The 15,456-nt window shown below is 70.4% G+C and carries 16 protein-coding genes; 5 read left to right on the top strand and 11 right to left on the bottom strand.

Annotated features, from left to right (window positions below; genetic code table 11):
• Positions 1-71 precede the first annotated feature (71 nt).
• A complete protein-coding gene (locus tag ACWC2B_RS12605; RefSeq protein WP_450716453.1) occupies positions 72-1,706 on the bottom strand; it encodes an MFS transporter in 1,635 nt (544 codons plus the stop codon).
• Between the two features lie 288 nt (positions 1,707-1,994).
• Here ACWC2B_RS12605 and ACWC2B_RS12600 point away from each other — a divergent pair, with 288 nt between their 5' ends.
• Both ACWC2B_RS12600 and ACWC2B_RS12595 read left to right on the top strand, forming a co-directional pair.
• Positions 1,995-2,399 carry an SH3 domain-containing protein gene (locus ACWC2B_RS12600; protein ID WP_450716452.1) on the top strand — a complete coding sequence of 135 codons (405 nt, stop codon included), beginning with the start codon at positions 1,995-1,997 and terminating at the stop codon, positions 2,397-2,399.
• 193 nt (positions 2,400-2,592) lie between these two features.
• Positions 2,593-3,321 (top strand): helix-turn-helix domain-containing protein, encoded by a 729-nt coding sequence (locus tag ACWC2B_RS12595; RefSeq protein WP_450716451.1) that lies wholly within the window; start codon positions 2,593-2,595, stop codon positions 3,319-3,321.
• Positions 3,322-3,371: 50 nt separating this feature from the next.
• Here the strand turns inward: ACWC2B_RS12595 and ACWC2B_RS12590 are convergent, their stop codons facing one another.
• Positions 3,372-4,043 (bottom strand): transglycosylase SLT domain-containing protein, encoded by a 672-nt coding sequence (locus ACWC2B_RS12590; RefSeq protein WP_450716450.1) that lies wholly within the window; start codon positions 4,041-4,043, stop codon positions 3,372-3,374.
• Positions 4,044-4,238: 195 nt separating this feature from the next.
• On the opposite strand from ACWC2B_RS12590, the gene ACWC2B_RS12585 reads away from it, so the two are divergent.
• A complete protein-coding gene (locus ACWC2B_RS12585; RefSeq protein WP_450716449.1) occupies positions 4,239-4,682 on the top strand; it encodes a hypothetical protein in 444 nt (147 codons plus the stop codon).
• Positions 4,683-4,867: 185 nt separating this feature from the next.
• A complete protein-coding gene (locus ACWC2B_RS12580) occupies positions 4,868-5,314 on the top strand; it encodes a hypothetical protein (protein WP_450716448.1) in 447 nt (148 codons plus the stop codon).
• 60 nt (positions 5,315-5,374) lie between these two features.
• On the opposite strand, the gene ACWC2B_RS12575 is transcribed toward ACWC2B_RS12580, so the two are convergent.
• The 4 genes from ACWC2B_RS12575 to ACWC2B_RS12560 all read right to left on the bottom strand — a co-directional run bounded on the left by ACWC2B_RS12575 (position 5,375) and on the right by ACWC2B_RS12560 (position 8,268).
• The gene (locus tag ACWC2B_RS12575; protein WP_450716447.1) at positions 5,375-5,725 is read right to left on the bottom strand and encodes a DUF397 domain-containing protein; all 351 of its coding nucleotides are present in this window, start codon (positions 5,723-5,725) and stop codon (positions 5,375-5,377) included.
• Positions 5,685-6,533 carry a helix-turn-helix domain-containing protein gene (locus ACWC2B_RS12570; RefSeq protein ID WP_450716446.1) on the bottom strand — a complete coding sequence of 283 codons (849 nt, stop codon included), beginning with the start codon at positions 6,531-6,533 and terminating at the stop codon, positions 5,685-5,687. The genes ACWC2B_RS12575 and ACWC2B_RS12570 overlap by 41 nt, the downstream gene beginning before the upstream one ends.
• A 305-nt stretch (positions 6,534-6,838) precedes the next feature.
• Complete coding sequence (locus ACWC2B_RS12565; RefSeq protein ID WP_386150867.1) at positions 6,839-7,777, bottom strand: zinc-binding dehydrogenase; 939 nt, start codon at positions 7,775-7,777, stop codon at positions 6,839-6,841.
• 62 nt (positions 7,778-7,839) lie between these two features.
• Positions 7,840-8,268 (bottom strand): nuclear transport factor 2 family protein, encoded by a 429-nt coding sequence (locus ACWC2B_RS12560; protein WP_386150866.1) that lies wholly within the window; start codon positions 8,266-8,268, stop codon positions 7,840-7,842.
• Positions 8,269-8,438: 170 nt separating this feature from the next.
• On the opposite strand from ACWC2B_RS12560, the gene ACWC2B_RS12555 reads away from it, so the two are divergent.
• Positions 8,439-9,347, top strand: coding sequence for a LysR family transcriptional regulator (locus tag ACWC2B_RS12555; RefSeq protein ID WP_450716445.1), 909 nt, complete (start codon positions 8,439-8,441; stop codon positions 9,345-9,347).
• A gap of 326 nt (positions 9,348-9,673) precedes the next feature.
• On the opposite strand, the gene trpS is transcribed toward ACWC2B_RS12555, so the two are convergent.
• The 5 genes from trpS to ACWC2B_RS12530 all read right to left on the bottom strand — a co-directional run bounded on the left by trpS (position 9,674) and on the right by ACWC2B_RS12530 (position 15,393).
• On the bottom strand, positions 9,674-10,675 hold the full coding sequence (gene trpS, locus ACWC2B_RS12550; protein WP_386150864.1) for a tryptophan--tRNA ligase: 1,002 nt from the start codon (positions 10,673-10,675) through the stop codon (positions 9,674-9,676).
• Between the two features lie 260 nt (positions 10,676-10,935).
• The gene (locus ACWC2B_RS12545; protein ID WP_450716444.1) at positions 10,936-13,116 is read right to left on the bottom strand and encodes an FG-GAP repeat domain-containing protein; all 2,181 of its coding nucleotides are present in this window, start codon (positions 13,114-13,116) and stop codon (positions 10,936-10,938) included.
• A 279-nt stretch (positions 13,117-13,395) separates the two neighbouring features.
• Entirely contained in the window at positions 13,396-13,848 is a 453-nt protein-coding gene (locus ACWC2B_RS12540) for an arsenate reductase ArsC (protein ID WP_450716443.1), read from the bottom strand.
• Positions 13,841-14,968 (bottom strand): ACR3 family arsenite efflux transporter, encoded by a 1,128-nt coding sequence (gene arsB / locus ACWC2B_RS12535; protein ID WP_450716442.1) that lies wholly within the window; start codon positions 14,966-14,968, stop codon positions 13,841-13,843. The genes ACWC2B_RS12540 and arsB overlap by 8 nt, the downstream gene beginning before the upstream one ends.
• A complete protein-coding gene (locus tag ACWC2B_RS12530) occupies positions 14,965-15,393 on the bottom strand; it encodes an ArsR/SmtB family transcription factor (RefSeq protein WP_450716441.1) in 429 nt (142 codons plus the stop codon). The genes arsB and ACWC2B_RS12530 overlap by 4 nt, the downstream gene beginning before the upstream one ends.
• Positions 15,394-15,456 lie beyond the last annotated feature (63 nt).

Raw genomic sequence — 15,456 nt, 5'->3', positions numbered from 1 at the left:
ATTGGGTGACGGTGACCATCGAGGCAGCCCTGGTCTGCCGAGTCCGGCCGATCGCCGAGCAGTCGGGACGCTCACATATGTACGGCGCCCTCCGACGGTCCCACCGCCGGCCGCGGCGGACCCTTTCGGTACAGGACCACCGACACCACCAGACCCAGCGCGAAGAACGCCGCCGACCACCAGTACGCCGTCGAATAGCTGTGCAGCTGGGCCTGGACTCTCGCCTCGGGGGTGGGCTGACGGCCCACCAGATAGTTGGTGGCCGCGCTTGTCGCCAACGTGTTGAGCAGTGCCGTACCGATCGAACCGCCCACCTGCTGGCTGGTGTTGACCATCGCCGAGGCGACGCCCGCATCGTGTGCGGCGACGCCCGCCGTGGCCATGCTCATCGCGGGGGCGAAGATCAGGCCCATGCCGACGCCCATCACGAGCAGCGGGGGCAGGACGTGTCCGGCGTATCCGCTGGTCGCGTCCAGGGCCGTCATCCAGGCGAGGCCCGCCGCGCCGAGCCCCATGCCCAGCGGCACGATGGGCTTCGCGCCCAGCCTGGGGACGAGTTTGTTCTGTGCGACGACCGAGCTCACGATCATCGCGAACACCATCGGCAGGAAGGCGAGGCCGGTCTTGACCGGGGAGTACCGCAGGATCTGCTGGAGGTAGTACGTCAGGAACAGGAACACCCCGAACATGCCCGCGCCCGAGATGAACATGGCCAGGTACGAAGCGCCGCGGTCCCGGTCCAGTACGACGCGGAGGGGGAGGAGCGGGTGCCTCGCTCTCGTCTGCCACGCGGCGAATGCCATCAGCAGGACGCCGCCGACCGCCAGGAATCCCCACGTCTGCACCGAGCTCCACGCGTGCGTCTCCGCGTTGGAGAAGCCGTACACGATGCAGAACAGTCCGGCCGAGACGAGGATCGTGCCCGGGATGTCCAGCTTCGGGCGGTCCTGCGGGGCTCCCGGGTGCAGCAGGCGCAGCGCGCCGAGGAAGGCGAGGGCTGCGAAAAGGAGGTTGACGTACAGGCACCAGCGCCAGTCGAGGTACTCGGTGAGTACTCCGCCGAGCAGCAGTCCCACCGCGCCGCCCGTACCCGCGACCGCACCGTAGATGCCGAACGCCTTGGCGCGTTCCTTCGGATCGGTGAATGTCGTGGTCAGGAGTGAGAGGGCCGCCGGTGCCAGCAGCGCGCCGAACACGCCCTGCAGTGCGCGGGCGGTGACCAGGACCTCGAAGTTGGGCGCGGCGCCGCCGATCGCGGAGGCGAGTGCGAAGCCGACGAGGCCGGTCAGGAAGACGACCTTGCGTCCGACGAGGTCGGCGATCCGTCCGCCGAGCAGCAGCAGGGAGCCGAAGGCGAGTGCGTACGCCGTGACGATCCACTGGCGGTTTCCGTCGGTGAAGCCGAGATCGTGCTGCGCGGAGGGCAGCGCGATGTTCACGATGGTCGCGTCGAGGACGACCATGAGCTGGGCGAGCGCGATCACACCGAGGACGAGCCAGCGGTGCTCGTGCCTGGCCCCGGTGTGCGGGGCCTCGGGCGGCGGCACGCCTTCCCCGGCGTACGCGACGGCCGGGGGCGGGGCGGGCAGCGGGGGCGACTCCCCGACTGTCGGCAAGTGATCGGACGCGGCTGACAACTGGTCGGACGCGGCCGCTATGCGCTCGGCGCGCCCTACCTCGACAGAGTCCTTGGTGTGACGGCCCATGTGCCGGTCTCCTCGGTGATCTCCCGTGGCCGCCTCCCGCACGGAGAACGGCAACCGGTCGGCGATCGCCCCTCCCTCACGCTAAGTGAGGCTCAGGCGTTCCGCCACGCGAGTGAACGCGGGCGAACGCCGGTGACGGCACGGGGCTCCAGTAACGGCCCGCGCCCCAGCGGCCCCGTCCCTATTCGTCCCAGGCACGGCTGGGACGAATTACGGCGTCGCTCCCCGGACACATTTGCTGACACAGGGTCACTTACTCGGGGACCCCGCACCTTGGAGAAGACACACATGAACCGAAGCACCGTGCGTAGCGGAGTCGTCGCTGTCGCCGCCCTGCTCGCCCTGTTCCCGGCCACCGCGATGGCGGCGACCCCCACGGCCGCACCGGCCCCACCGGCCCCACCGGCCGCATCGGCGAAGACGAGCGTCACCCCCGCCCACCACCACAAGATCCATACGCAGGGCGTGGTGGTCACCGGACACGGCCGCATGCTGCACGTCCGCACCGGCGCGGGCATCACCTACAAGAGCACGTCCACCCTGAGCTCGGGGCACAAGGTGTACGTACTCTGCAAGAAGACCGGCACCATGGTGCACGGCAACCACATCTGGTACCGCCTCGCCGGCCACACCGGCTACGTCTCCGCGCGCTACATCCGGGTCTCGCCCGGGGCCTCCGTGCCGTGGTGCTGACACCCCGACCCGACCATCCCGACCTGACAGGCCGGACCTGACCAGCCATCAGGTCCTGACCGCCGGGGCCTGCCGGTCAGGACCTGATCCACAATTTCGCCCGTTCGCGCGGAGGGGCCGGAGCTTGACTTCGGCCCCTCCGGGGTACAGATGCCACCAGAACAGGACGTTGTGGACTTTTGGGAGGGACCGCGTGGCCCAGTGGCGACCGCTGCCCGAGTCGACCCGACCCGAAACCCGACTCCTCATTGAGGAGTTGCGGCACCTCAAACAGGCCTCGGGCCTGAGCCTGGCCGGTCTGGCCACCCGTACCGCGTACAGCAAATCCGCCTGGCACCGCTATCTCAATGGGGACAACTTTCCGCCCCGCGCCGCGGTCGACGCCTTCGGCGCCCTGGGCGGCGCCGAGCGCCACGCGCGGCTGCTCGAACTCTGGGACAGCTCGGTACGGCCGCCGCAGCCCACGGCCACGCCCGAACCCCCGCCGCAACAGGCGCAGCAACCGGAGCTGCCCCAAGAGGCCCCGCCCGCCCGCCGCCCCCACCGGCGCAGGATCACCGTCGCCGCCGCGCTCGCGCTGGTCGGAAGCGCCGCCTGGGCCGCCCTCCCACACCCGCCGGAGGCAACCCCCACCGCCCCCGCGCCGACCGCCTGCCGGGGTGCGAGCTGCCAGGGCGACGCCCCCTCCGCCTCCCCCTGCCGCACCGACGCCCGCACCCAGAGCGCCCTGACCACGGCCTCGTACGCGGTGAAGCTCCGCTACAGCCCGTCCTGCGACACCGTCTGGTCCGAGGTGCGCAACAGCTCGACCGGCGCCGCCACCGAGAGCCCGATGCTGGTGGCCCCCGACCCGCAGGAGGCCGAGGCGTGCGCGGAGGTCAACCACAAAATGCTGTGCACGGGCCACGTGCCTCCCGGTTGAGACGTGCCGTCCGGTTGAGGTGTGCCGTCCGGTTAAGACGTACCCCCTGGTCAACCGGCGACCGCCGCCCCGGCCTTCTTCCAGTTGTCCCGCAGCCGCGTCAGATAGTCCGACGCCTGGCTCCCCATCTTCGCGCCCCGCGCGAACGCCGCCATGTTGCCGCCGCCCGCGTTGTACCCGAGCGCCATCAGCTCCTCCCGGGTGTACGAACCCGCCCAGTGCGAGGGAAGCTGCGCGGACATGTCGTGCAGGTACCAGGCCGCCGCCTCCACCGCGAGCGCGCGGTCGTCCGGCAGTTCCTCCCACTTCCGGGACGCGAAATCCCGCCCCCGCTTGGTCTGGTCGAACGCGGCCCGGTGCATGTTCGCTATGCCGAACGCCGCGTCCGGCTTGTACTTCTGCCAGCTCCGCTCGAAGGCCGCGTCGTGCGGTTTGTAGTCCTCGTTGTAGAGGATCGCCATCAGGAGCTGCGCGCTGACCCCGGCCTTCTTCGCGTACGTACGGACCTGGGGTGCGTAGCCCGCGGGGTCGTACGCGCCGCTCGCCGATGACGGGGTGGCCGACGGCTGCGCGGACGAGGACGCCCCGGCCGACGGCGTACGCGCCGGGCCTCCCGAATCCGAGGACGAGCCCCCGCCGCGTACGCATCCCCAGGCGACCAGCGCGACCACCGGCAGCACCAGCCACCGCGCACGAACGCCCCGCCTGCCCTGTTCAGCCATCGCCACCCTGTCCGTCGGGTCCGGGTCCGTCGTACCCGGTCCGGGAAAGCCCAGTCTAGGAAAGCGCCTTTCGAAGCGGCCCAACTGCGTGACGGTAATTACTCACGCGCGTGCGTGCCGGGTGCACCCGTGGTGCGGCATTCTGAGAGAGCGCACCCTTCTTCCGGTGCGACGGTGTAGGCACGGTGGGAGACCGTGGACTTCTCTTGGGCGTTGACGCTGCCCCGAGAACAGATCAGCACTCTGCTGGCGGGCAGGCTGGCGGGTGCCATGGTGATGGGGCTGGGCCTTGGGCCGAGCGCCGCCGGAGCCATGCGGTCGAACGTGCAGGTCGCCGGGGGCTATCTCGTCATGCACAGCCATGCCCCCGCCTTCCGGGTGGTGCTCGTCGAGTCCGGCGTCCGATGCCAGGTCGACGTCACCGACCAGGCTTTCAGCCATTCCGGCCAGTACACGAGGTTCCCAGCGCGAGCGGGTGCGAGAGGCACCGACCTTCACGTCGAACGCACCATCGTTCACAAACAACTGGCCAGCAATGCCGACGCAGTTGAGATCCATCACAGCCAAATCGACGGCATTCTGCTGCGTTTTCAGATTCCCCTCCTCCAGTCCAGTGCCCAACCTCGGCCCGAGGCATAGGCTGAGGGCAAACAGCGGATGACCAGTACCTTCCCGTACCTTCCCGGCATCGATGGCCGTTGCCGGCCTCCTGGTCTTCACCGCACCCCTGAGGGATTGCCAAGGGTGGGGCAGGCACAACATCAACCGCCGGCCGCCAGACCGGGAGCCCGCCCACAGGGCGCACCACACAGGCGGAGACCTTCATGTCCCACCGATCGCCCACCCCGAACGACGGCACACCGTCCCGCGAGGGCGACGCCGCACTGCCCGTCGGCCTCCTCGCCCAACGCCTCGCCATGCTGTCCGACTTCGTCGACCAGGCCTGCTCCGACTTCAAGCAGCGCCCGGCCCAGTCACGGCGCATGCTGCTCGTCTTCACCGCGGTACTGGGCGGCCTCACCCAGGACCTCCAGACGATCCTGACCCCCGACCTCACCCAGCGCGCCGACGACGCCATCAACGAACTCGGCGCGGCCCGCCGCATCGGCGTCACCGACTACGACCGCGAAAGCGCCGCGCGGCTGCTCGCGGGGATCTGGGGCACCGGGGCGACCGAGGGCGTAGCTGCCGAAACCTGGCAGTACGCCGCCCCCGGTCTGTCCGACACGTGCCTCCAAGTGGCCTGCTTCACCGGCCAGTACGCCCAGTAGAACCACCAGCGCCCCGACCCGACTCGCCTCGCGGCCCCGCGTCGTATCCGACGGCCCGGATCAGCCGAACATGCCCTTACGGGCAGCCGTCACGAACGCCCCGAACGCGGCGGGGGTGGTGGCGAAGGCCGCGCCTTCCGGATCCTTGGAGTCCCGGATGGCTATGCGGCAGAGGTGGGTTGCTATTTCGATGCAGTCGCCGCCGGTGTCACCGCTGTACGACGACTTCTGCCAGGTGGCTCCGCCGAGGGGGGCACATTCGATGCACTGCCCTCCGGTGTCACCGCTGTAGGACGACTTACGCCAGGTGGCACCGCCCAGCGGGGCGCACTCAATGCAGTTGCCACCCGTGTCGCCGCTGTACGACGACTTACGCCACTGCGCGCCCGTCAGGTTCTGGTCGGTCCCCATAGCGCTCCTCCATTACTCGGGCGATCAACGCCGTCGAGTCCTCCACAGAGAGCGCGGCGGCCTGCAAATGATCGTAACGGAGTGAACCCTCCTTGAAAGCTGTTGGGTTGGCGGTCATATGGCCCTGGACGAAGTCCTCGGTGTAGACGATTTCAGGATCGTCCTCGAAGCGGAGAAGGTTGAACTCGCCCATCAACCCGGCGTGCGCGCCGACCTCGAACGGCAGGATCTGCAGGTTCACCCACTCCCGCGTGCTCAATTCCAACAGGTGGGCCAGTTGGTTCCGCATGACCTCGCGGCCGCCGATCTCCTGATGCAGCACCGCCTCGCTCATCACCACCCACATCAAGGGTGGGTTGGCCCGTTCCAGGATGCGCTGGCGCTCCATACGAGCCGCCACTCGCGCATCGAGGTCGCTCTCAGTCCGTACGCTCAGTACGGCACGTGCGTACTCGGGTGTCTGGAGCAAGCCGTACACCAACTGGGGCTGGAACGTGTAGATGTATGTGGCTCGCGCCTCCAGGTCCGCGTAGGGCTGGAACCACGTCGGCAGCTGGCTGCGCAGCACCATCCCCACCAGCCGCGAGAACATCCCATCCGTCCCCAGCCCCGCATCAACTCGCTCTGAGAAGTCACGCGTTGGAACCTTGTGGGCCGTCTCGATCTGGCCCACGAGGGAGCCGGTGACGAAGATGATGCCGCCCAGCGCCTCCTGCGTCAGACCGGCGGCCTCCCGCAGCCGCCGGAGTTCGGAACCGTAGTAGTCCAGCGGCGAGGCGCTGGGGTCGAGGTGTCGGATGTTGGTCATGGCGGGCACCTCCGGGCTCACGCGGCTTCGCGTACGTTCGGTTGATTGCCGAGCGTAGTGGCGCCATAGACCCAGCGTGACTGAAATTGCTCAACTTGTCTTCCCCCAGGCCTTGTTGGAGTGGGGGAGGCGTGAGGCGCGAGTGGCGGCGGCATTGGCCCTGTGGGCCAGTGTCGCCGCCACTCCCCCGTCCGCTCCCCCGTGCCATTTCAGGTTCTCGCACGGCACGGCCCGTTCCATCCCCCGAGCGAACCATCCGTCTCCCCCGAGCGGGGGATCCGTTCCGGCGGCGGCTCGAATACCGTTCAGGACAAGGTGAGTACGGCATTTCCGCGCACCTTGCGTGCCCGCAGGTCGGCGATGACCTCGGCCGTGCGGGACCAGTCGCGGACCGAGCCGATCTCGGGGTGCAGCCGCCCGGCTTCGACCAGGCGGACGAGCGTGGCCAGGTCGGAGGCGTACGACGTGTCGGAGGAGGTGTAGTCGAAATGAGCGATGCGGGCCTGCTTCGGCCCCTTGAAGAAGTCGAAGAAGTCGAGGGTCACGGGGGTACGGCTGGCCTGGCCGAACCAGACGAGCAGTCCGCCGGGGGCGAGGCGGGCGAGGGCGGCGGGGAGCGACTCGCCGCCGACCGATTCGAGGACGATGTCGTACGGGCCCTCGGCCTCGGCCACGGACGTGACCAGCTCGTTTGCGCCCAACTCGGCCAACCGGGCACCTCGTTCGGGGGTCGCGGCGACGGCGGTGACGGCCGCGCCGGACGATGCGGCGAGCTCGGTCACATAGTGGCCGACTCCGCCGCTCGCGCCGGTGATCAGGATGCGGCGGCCGGCGACGGGCCCGGCCGCGCGGAGCAGCCGCAGTGCGGTGATGCCCGCGAGCGGCAGAGCTGCGGCGGTCACGGCATCGACGCTGTCGGGGAGTCGGGCGACATTCGCGCTCGCCACCGCGACCCGCTCGGCCCATCCGAACGCGGGCGGGTGCGCCACCACCCGGGTGCCCACGGCGGGGCCGCTCCCGTCGGCGGCGGGGCGCATGACCGTACCGGCCACGTCCTTGCCGGGCCGCCAGCCCGGCCACGTACGGTCGAGCTGTCCGTCGAGCTGGAAGGTCTCGCCCCGGTTGACCGAATACGCCTCGACGGCGATCACCAACTCGTCGTCGGCGGGGGTGGGTTCGGGTGCCTCGCCGAGGACGACGGGCTTGTCGGCGTCGTCGGGGGAGCCGGGCAGTAGGGCCTTCATGACGTTTCCCTCTCGGGGGCTCAGGGGTGGGGGTAGGGGGCGGGGGGGTGGGGCCCCGGGCTTCAGACGAAGACGACGTTCTTGGCGTGCAGGGTGTCGAAGTACTCGCGCACCTCGGCGATCCGCCCGTCCCGGACGGTGAAGACGGCCAGGCAGTGCTGGTCGTAGGGCAGGCCCGACTTGGCCATGGCCCGGGTGTTCCACTCGGCGAAGACTCGCTCGCCGTCGGCGATGACGCCCTCGAATTCGAGCTCCATCGTCCCGGGGACGAAGTGCTCCACCATCGCCGGGACGAACTCGTCGAGGATCGCGCTGGGTCCGACCCAGGTCCGCGACAGGGGCAGGTCACCGGCGAGCGTCCAGGTCGCATCCGGGGTGAAGAACTCCCGCAGGGCGTCGAAGTCGCCGGTGGTGAGGGTGTCCATGTAGGTGAGGATCACGGCGCGGCTGGCTTCGGTGGTGCTGGTGGGGGCGGTGGTCGGGGTGGTCATTTTCTGCTCCTCGGGGTGGGTTTCGCCGGGGCCCCCGGGGGGTCCGGGGTGTCTCGTTCCGACACCTGAACCCTAGGAAGGGGGCGTGTGCGGAGGGAAAGACCTGTTCGGGACCGCCCCATGCCGTACCGGCATAACGGCTGCTCACGTACGGTCGTAAGCTGCTCGGCATGTCCGAACTCCGTCGCCTGCGCTACTTCCTGGCCGTCGCCGAGGAGCGGAACTTCACGCGCGCCGCCGAACGTCTGCACATCGCCCAGCCCGCGCTCAGCCGCCAGATCCGCCAGCTGGAACAGGAACTCGGGGTGCGGCTCCTGGACCGCACGACGCACTCCGTCGAACCGACCGAAGCGGGGCGGCTGTTGATGGAACGCGGGGCGGAGCTCTGCGAATCGGCGGACCGGCTGTGGCGTGACGTGCGCGGCTTCGCCGAGTCCGAGCAGGACGCGCTGACGCTGGGGTACAGCACGAGTACGGGGTACGGGACCGCGCCCGCCCTGCTCGCGGCCCTCGCCTCGGCGCACCCTCACCTCGCGGTGACCACGCGGCTCCTGCCCACCGCCGACATCGTGTCCGGGGTGACCGACGGCACGCTGGACGCGGGTCTGGTCAGGTGCCCGCCCCCGACCCCGGAGCTGGTGCGCACGGTCGTACGCCTCGAACCGCAGGGGGTGCTGCTGCCTTCCTCGCATGCGCTGGCCGCGCGGGATTTCGTCTCGGTGTCCTCGCTGGCGGGTGAGCGGCTCCTCGTCCACCCGCGTGAGGCGAACCCGGGGCACTTCGATGCGATTCTGGGGATCTTCGAGGGGGTGGGGTTCGCGCCCCAACTCCTGCTCCGCCAGCTCTCGTTCGATGCGGCGCATACTCCGGTGGCCCGGGGTGAGGCGGTGTCCATTCTGGGGGAGTCGGCGGTGGACGGCCTCCCTGCCACGCTGGTGTGGCGCCCCCTGCACCCCTCGACCACGATCGAGCTCCATCTCCTGACCCGGGGGCGGGGTCGCCGGCCGGCCGTCGCCCATCTCCTGCGGACGGCGTCGGAGACGGCCCGGAGTGAGGGGTGGCTGCACTCTCCGGCGTAGCCGGGTATCGCTTCCGCGTCTTGCGCTTCGAGTGCGGGCCGTCGATGGCTGGTCGCGCCCACGCGGCGGGGCCGCAAATTGTCACAGCCCCGCGCCCCTTGGATGCCGGCCAGCGCTGCCAAGGCGGGAGGCTCGTCGCATTCGCGCGGCTTCCGCCCAGCGGTACCGGGTGCCCTGCAGGGGCGCGGGGAACCGCACGAGCAACCACGCACGGTCCGCAGCCGAAAGCCATGTCGCGGGCTCCAGCAATGCGGCGGTGGCCAGCAATTGAGGGGCGCGGGGAACTGCGCGGCCAGCCCCCACCGGGCCGCGGCCGAACCCCATGCCTAGGGCATCCGGAAGGTGCCCATCGCCTTCCTCACCTCGTCCAGGGTGGTCTCGGCGATCTCGTTCGCCCGCTCGTTGCCCTCGGCGATCAGCTTCCGTACGTAGGCCATGTCCTCCGCGTACTCGGCGCGCCGGGCCCGCAGCGGTGCGAAGTGGGTGTTGACGGCCTCCGTCACCGTCGCCTTCAACGCCGCCGAGCCGCCGTCGCCGAGCTCGGCGGCGACCTCGTGCGGGTCGCGGCCCTGGCAGAGGGCTGCCAGCAGGACCAGGTTGCTCACCTCTGGGCGGTGTTCCGGATCGTAGGAGATCGCGCGGACCGCGTCCGTCTTGGCGCCTCGGATCAGGCGGGCCGTTTCGTCCGAACTCGCCTTGAGGGCAACGGAGTTGGAGCGGCTCTTGCTCATTTTCGTGCCGTCCGTTCCGAGGAGGAGCGGCGCCTCCGAGAGCAGGGTGCGCGGTTCCGGGAAGACCGGGCCGTACCGCTCGTTGAAGCGGCGGGCGATCGTGCGGGTCAGTTCCAGGTGCGGGACCTGGTCCTTGCCGACCGGGACCAGGTTCGCCTTGCAGAACAGGATGTCGGCGGCCTGATGGGCGGGGTAGGTGAACATCAGGCCCGAGACGGCCGCCTGGCGGGAGTGCGCGATCTCGTCCTTGACGGTGGGGTTGCGGCTCAGCTCCGCCACCGACACCAGACTCAGGAAGGGGAGCAGGAGTTGGTTCAGGGCCGGGATCGCGCTGTGGGTGAAGATCGTCGATCGCGTCGGGTCCACGCCCGCTCCCAGGTAGTCCAGGACCACGTCCTCCACGTTTTCCGTCAGGCGCTCCGCCACGTCTCTGTCCGTCAGCACCTGGTAGTCCGGGATGACCAGGAAGAGGTCCGCTCCCTCGTTCTGCAGGCGGACCCGGTTCTGGAGCGTGCCGAAGTAGTGGCCCAGGTGCAGGGGGCCGGTGGGGCGGTCGCCGGTCAGGATGCGGTCCTGGGGAGTGATGGCAGTGCTCATGGTGGGCTCCTCGTGGGCAGTGGGGTGGGGCGGGCCTGGACGGCACCCACTGCGGGATCCAGCGAGGGCAACAAAAAGGGCCGTCCAGTGATGAACGGCCCGCTGACGATGTCGCGCGTGTGAGTCGTGGCCGCTCCTAGGAGGAGCGCCACCAGCAGAGGTGAGTACGGCACTGCGACACGGACGGCATGGGTTCACCATAGCCCGGCGCCACGGCGCGTGCCCAGGGGCTTTCGGCACGCGCCGCGCGGGGCCGGGGCTCAGTACAGGTTCTGGTACGTCTGCCAGCCGCCGCCGATCCTCACGCGGTCGGTGTACGCACCGGCGCCGTTGCCGGGGTAGCGCCACAGCACGCCGTCGGTGTCGCGGGTCACCAGGTCGGGCTTGCCGTCGCCGGTGATGTCGCCGACCCCGGCGAGCGCGTTGTAGATGCCCCAGCCCGCGCCCATGCGGACCCGGTCGCCGAAGGTGCCCTTGCCGTTGCCGTCGTAGCGCCACAGCACCCCGGACGCGTCCCGCGCGAGCAGGTCGCCGAAACCGTCGCCGCCCAGGTCACCGGCGCCGATGACCGTGTTGTAGATCCCCCAGCCGAAGCCGATCTTGACAGGGTCCTTGAAGGCCCCCGCGCCGTTGTCGGCGTACATGTAGAGGTCGCCCGAGGGGGTGCGGGCCAGGAGGTCGGGGCGGCCGTCGCCGGTCAGGTCGCCGGGGACGGTGAGCTGGTCGTACGCGTTCCAGCCGGCGCCCAGCGCGAGGTGCGGGCCGCTGGGTGCGAAGGGCTTGTTCACGGCGCCGTCGTAGCGGGTGAGCTGCCCGGAGGCGTCGCGTACGAGGAGCTCGTTGTTGCCGTCGTTGGTGAGGTCGCCCGCCGGGACGTAGCGGGAGGTGGTCGGCCAGCCCGGCGCGGAGGGGCCGGGGGTGACGTCGCCGCTGCCGGTGCCGGTGCGGATGGCGAGGGTGCCGCCGGGGGTGAGGGCGAGGAGGTCGCCCCTGCCGTCGCCGTTGTAGTCGCGCCAAGTGGCGGGGCCCGGCGCGGTGGTGGCGGTCATCACGCGGGTCGTGTAGGTGCCGGTGGGGTCCTCCCACAGGGCGGTCGGGCGGCTGTCCGGACCGCCCACGGATATGCCGCCCCGCGCGTATCCGGTCGTGTTGGCGCTGAGCTCCTTGGGTGTGCTCCAGGCGCCGGCCATGCGGGTGGCCACCGTGAAGCGGTCGGAGTTGCCGTCGTCGGCGGGCTGGCTCCACCCGGCGTGCACGGTGCCGTCGGCCGCGATGTCCGCGCCGAAGGGCGTCATGCCCGCGTACTGCGTCGACAGGGTCTGCACCGGCGACCAGGTGCCGGTGGTGGCGGCCCGGGTCGAGGTGCGGATGTAGAAGCCGTCCGTATCCGACTGGTAGTCGGACCAGACGAGGGTGACGTCGCCGTCGGGGCCGGTGAGCGGGGACGGCACGGCGTCGCCGAAGCTGTCCGTCTTCGCCGCGCTCTCGACGGGGCCCCAGGTGCTGCTCGCGGCCGGTCTCCGCGCGTAGTTGAGGGCGCCGCCCGCGAGCCACGTCATGGCGAGGGTTCCGTCCGAGCCCGCGGCCAGCCTGGCCTCGGCGGCCGGTACCGGGGTGGCGAACGTGTCGTGCGGGGCGCTCCAGGTGGCGGTCGACGCGCCCTGCTCGGCCGATTTGAAGGCCGCGCCCGCGGACCCGTACTCCGTCCACACCACCGACACCGAGCCGTCCGCGGCGACCGCGACCCTCGGGTACGCGTCCTGCGCCCCCGCGCCCGTGTTGTCGAGCCGGGCCGGCGCCGACCAGGCCCCGCCCGCCCCCGTGCGCTCGGCCGCGTACACCTCGTACTGCGGGTCGACGCTGTGCGCCCACACGACGACGGTGCGGCCGGAGGGGGTGCCCGCGAGCTGGATGTCCTGGATGCGGTCGGCCGCGGCTATCTGCACCGGGGGCGACCAGAACGTGGCTCCGGCGGACAGCGCCGAGGTGCGCAGCACGGCCCCGGTGGCGGCCACGTCGACCCAGGCGACGGTCACCGAGCCGTCCGACGCCGCAAGGAGGTGCGCGTCCACGGTCGAGGACGTGTCGTACGTGGAGCTCGCCAGCGTCCGCACGGGCCCCCACGTGGTGGTGCCCGCCGGGCGCACCGCCACCAGCAGATCGCGCTGCGAGCGGTTGGCCGCGAGTCTGGACCAGAGGGCGACTACCGTGCCGTCCTTGGCCGTTCGGGTGTCGATCAGCGTCTGGATCGTCGTACCGTCGGTGAGTGCGTACGGTGCGCCCCACTGGTCGGTCTGGATGGCCGGACGGGGCCCGGGGCCGGCCTCGGCGCCCCTCGCGGCGAGGGGGCCGAGGGCGTCGAGAGCCAGTGCGGACGTCAGCGCCGTGGTCAACACCCGCCGCAGCAGCGTGCTCCGCCGGCCGTGCCTGTTCTTCGTCACAAGTACTCCGCGTGATGCGTGGGAAGCATGCGGGGTACGCGAAGCCGCGCGTGCATGCCGCGCGAGGATAAGGAAGCCGTCCGGCTCGGGCTCGGCATGCGAGTGGCCAGGAAGTTAACAGCGGATTCGTAACCCGAACTCCCCTGTGGGGATTGGTTGTTGACGGTATTTCCATCTCCAGGCCATCCCAAGCGCCGAGCGGGGCGGGATCTCGCCCGGTGGAGCGTGGGCCGGGCCCGGCGGGGCGGGGGCTCGGGCGGCCGGCCTTGGAGCGGCGTCCTAGCGCGGCACGATCTCCGCCAGCAAGCCGCGGACCCGGGTCTCGATCTCGTCCCGGATCGGGCGGACGGCTTCGACGCCCTGGCCCGCCGGGTCCTTCAGCTTCCAGTCCAGGTACGTCTTGCCGGGGAAGACCGGGCAGGCGTCGCCGCAGCCCATGGTGATCACGACGTCGGATGCGCGCACCGCCTCGGCGGTCAGCAGCTTCGGCGTCTCGGCGGCGATGTCGACACCGGCCTCCGCCATGGCTTCGACGACGGCCGCGTTGACGCTGTCGGCGGGCGCGGATCCCGCCGAGCGGACCTCGATGCGTCCTTCGCCGAGGTGGGTGAGAAACGCGGCGGCCATCTGGGACCGGCCCGCGTTGTGGACGCACACGAACAGCACGGACGGCTTGGCGAAGGCCGACGGGTTCAGGGAGTCGGACGGCTTGATGGAGTTGGCCTCAGACACGGGTGGCGCCTTCCGGATGGGCGGCGGCCTGACCGGCCGACGGGGCAACGGAGTTGTCGACGGGGTGGGGGAAGAAGCGGCGGGCGGCCAGCGCGACGTACACCAGGCCGATCAGCACGGGCACCTCGATGAGCGGGCCGACGACCCCGGCCAGGGCCTGCCCGGACGTCGCGCCGAACGTCGCGATGGCGACCGCGATGGCGAGCTCGAAGTTGTTGCCCGCCGCGGTGAACGCGAGTGTTGTCGTCCTGGGGTAGTCCAGCCCCACAACCTTGCCCAGAACCATGGATCCGGCCCACATGGCGGCGAAGTACACAAGGAGCGGCAGCGCGATCCTGGCGACGTCCAGGGGCTGGGAGGTGATGGCATCGCCCTGAAGGGCGAACAGCACGACGATCGTGAAGAGGAGCCCGTACAGGGCGAACGGCCCGATCCGCGGGATCAGTCGGGCTTCGTACCAGGCCCGTCCCTTGGCCTTCTCGCCGAGCTTGCGGGTGAGGAAACCGGCCAGCAGGGGGATGCCGAGGAAGATCAGTACGCTGCGGGCGATCTCCTGGACGGACACGTCGAGCGCGGTCTGTTCCAGGCCCAGCCAGCCGGGCAGGACCGACAGGTAGAACCAGCCGAGGAGGCTGAACGCCAGTACCTGGAACACGGAGTTGAGGGCGACAAGGACGGCGGCGGCCTCGCGGTCGCCGCAGGCCAGGTCGTTCCAGATGACGACCATCGCGATGCACCGGGCCAGGCCGACGATGATCAGGCCGGTGCGGTACTGCGGCAGGTCGGGCAGGAAGATCCAGGCGAGCGCGAACATGAGCGCCGGGCCGAGGACCCAGTTCAGTACCAGGGACGGGATCAGCAGGCGCTTGTCACGGGTGACGGTGTCCAGGCGGTCGTAGCGGACCTTCGCGAGGACGGGGTACATCATCACGAGCAGGCCGAGCGCGATCGGCAGCGAGACCCCGGTGACCGTCACCTTCGCCAGCGCGTCCCCGAGCCCCGGGACCAGACGCCCGAGGCCGAGGCCGGCGGCCATCGCGACCAGGATCCACACCGCGAGGAACCGGTCCAGGAACGACAGCCGGGCCGCCACCGGCCCCGCCGCTACGGGCCCGCTCACGAGGTGGCCGCGTCGGCGGGGCGCGTGAGGATCCCGGCGAGCTTGTCGGTCGTCTCGGGCAGCAGCCAGTAGTAGACCCAGGTTCCGCGGCGTTCGCAGTCGATGAGGCCGGCCTGGCGCAGGAGCTTGAGGTGGTGGGAGATCGTCGGCTGCGACAGGTCGAAGGCCGGGGTGAGGTCGCAGACGCAGATCTCCCCGCCGTCCCGCGAGGCGATCATCGAAAGCAGCCGCAGCCGGACCGGGTCGCCCAGGGCCTTGAACACCTTCGCCAGCTCGACCGCCTCTTCCTCCCCCAGCGGGGCCGTCAGCAGGGTCGGGCAGCACGCGTTGGCGTTGGCGTTGGCGTTGACGGTGGCGTCAGCACCGGTGCCGGTGCCGGTGCTGACGCCGTCCTGGCCGAGCACCACAAGCTCTTGTTTCGACATGCTTCTATGTTGACGTTTTTCGATTCAGGGCGCAACCTTGAATCGAGAAACATCAATACAACC

Source organism: Streptomyces sp. NPDC001415 (assembly GCF_053597395.1).
This window is presented reverse-complemented; position numbering and strand designations above follow the sequence as displayed.

Bases quoted from the DNA above. Each gene is read 5' to 3' on its own strand.
- ACWC2B_RS12560 (WP_386150866.1), bottom strand. From the start codon at position 8,268: ATGACCACCCCGACCACCGCCCCCACCAGCACCACCGAAGCCAGCCGC.
- trpS (WP_386150864.1), bottom strand. From the start codon at position 10,675: ATGAGCACTGCCATCACTCCCCAGGACCGCATCCTGACCGGCGACCGC.
- ACWC2B_RS12605 (WP_450716453.1), bottom strand. From the start codon at position 1,706: ATGGGCCGTCACACCAAGGACTCTGTCGAGGTAGGGCGCGCCGAGCGC.
- ACWC2B_RS12575 (WP_450716447.1), bottom strand. From the start codon at position 5,725: ATGGGGACCGACCAGAACCTGACGGGCGCGCAGTGGCGTAAGTCGTCG.
- ACWC2B_RS12590 (WP_450716450.1), bottom strand. From the start codon at position 4,043: ATGGCTGAACAGGGCAGGCGGGGCGTTCGTGCGCGGTGGCTGGTGCTG.
- ACWC2B_RS12570 (WP_450716446.1), bottom strand. From the start codon at position 6,533: ATGACCAACATCCGACACCTCGACCCCAGCGCCTCGCCGCTGGACTAC.
- ACWC2B_RS12580 (WP_450716448.1), top strand. From the start codon at position 4,868: ATGTCCCACCGATCGCCCACCCCGAACGACGGCACACCGTCCCGCGAG.
- ACWC2B_RS12555 (WP_450716445.1), top strand. From the start codon at position 8,439: ATGTCCGAACTCCGTCGCCTGCGCTACTTCCTGGCCGTCGCCGAGGAG.
- ACWC2B_RS12565 (WP_386150867.1), bottom strand. From the start codon at position 7,777: ATGAAGGCCCTACTGCCCGGCTCCCCCGACGACGCCGACAAGCCCGTC.
- ACWC2B_RS12530 (WP_450716441.1), bottom strand. From the start codon at position 15,393: ATGTCGAAACAAGAGCTTGTGGTGCTCGGCCAGGACGGCGTCAGCACC.
- ACWC2B_RS12600 (WP_450716452.1), top strand. From the start codon at position 1,995: ATGAACCGAAGCACCGTGCGTAGCGGAGTCGTCGCTGTCGCCGCCCTG.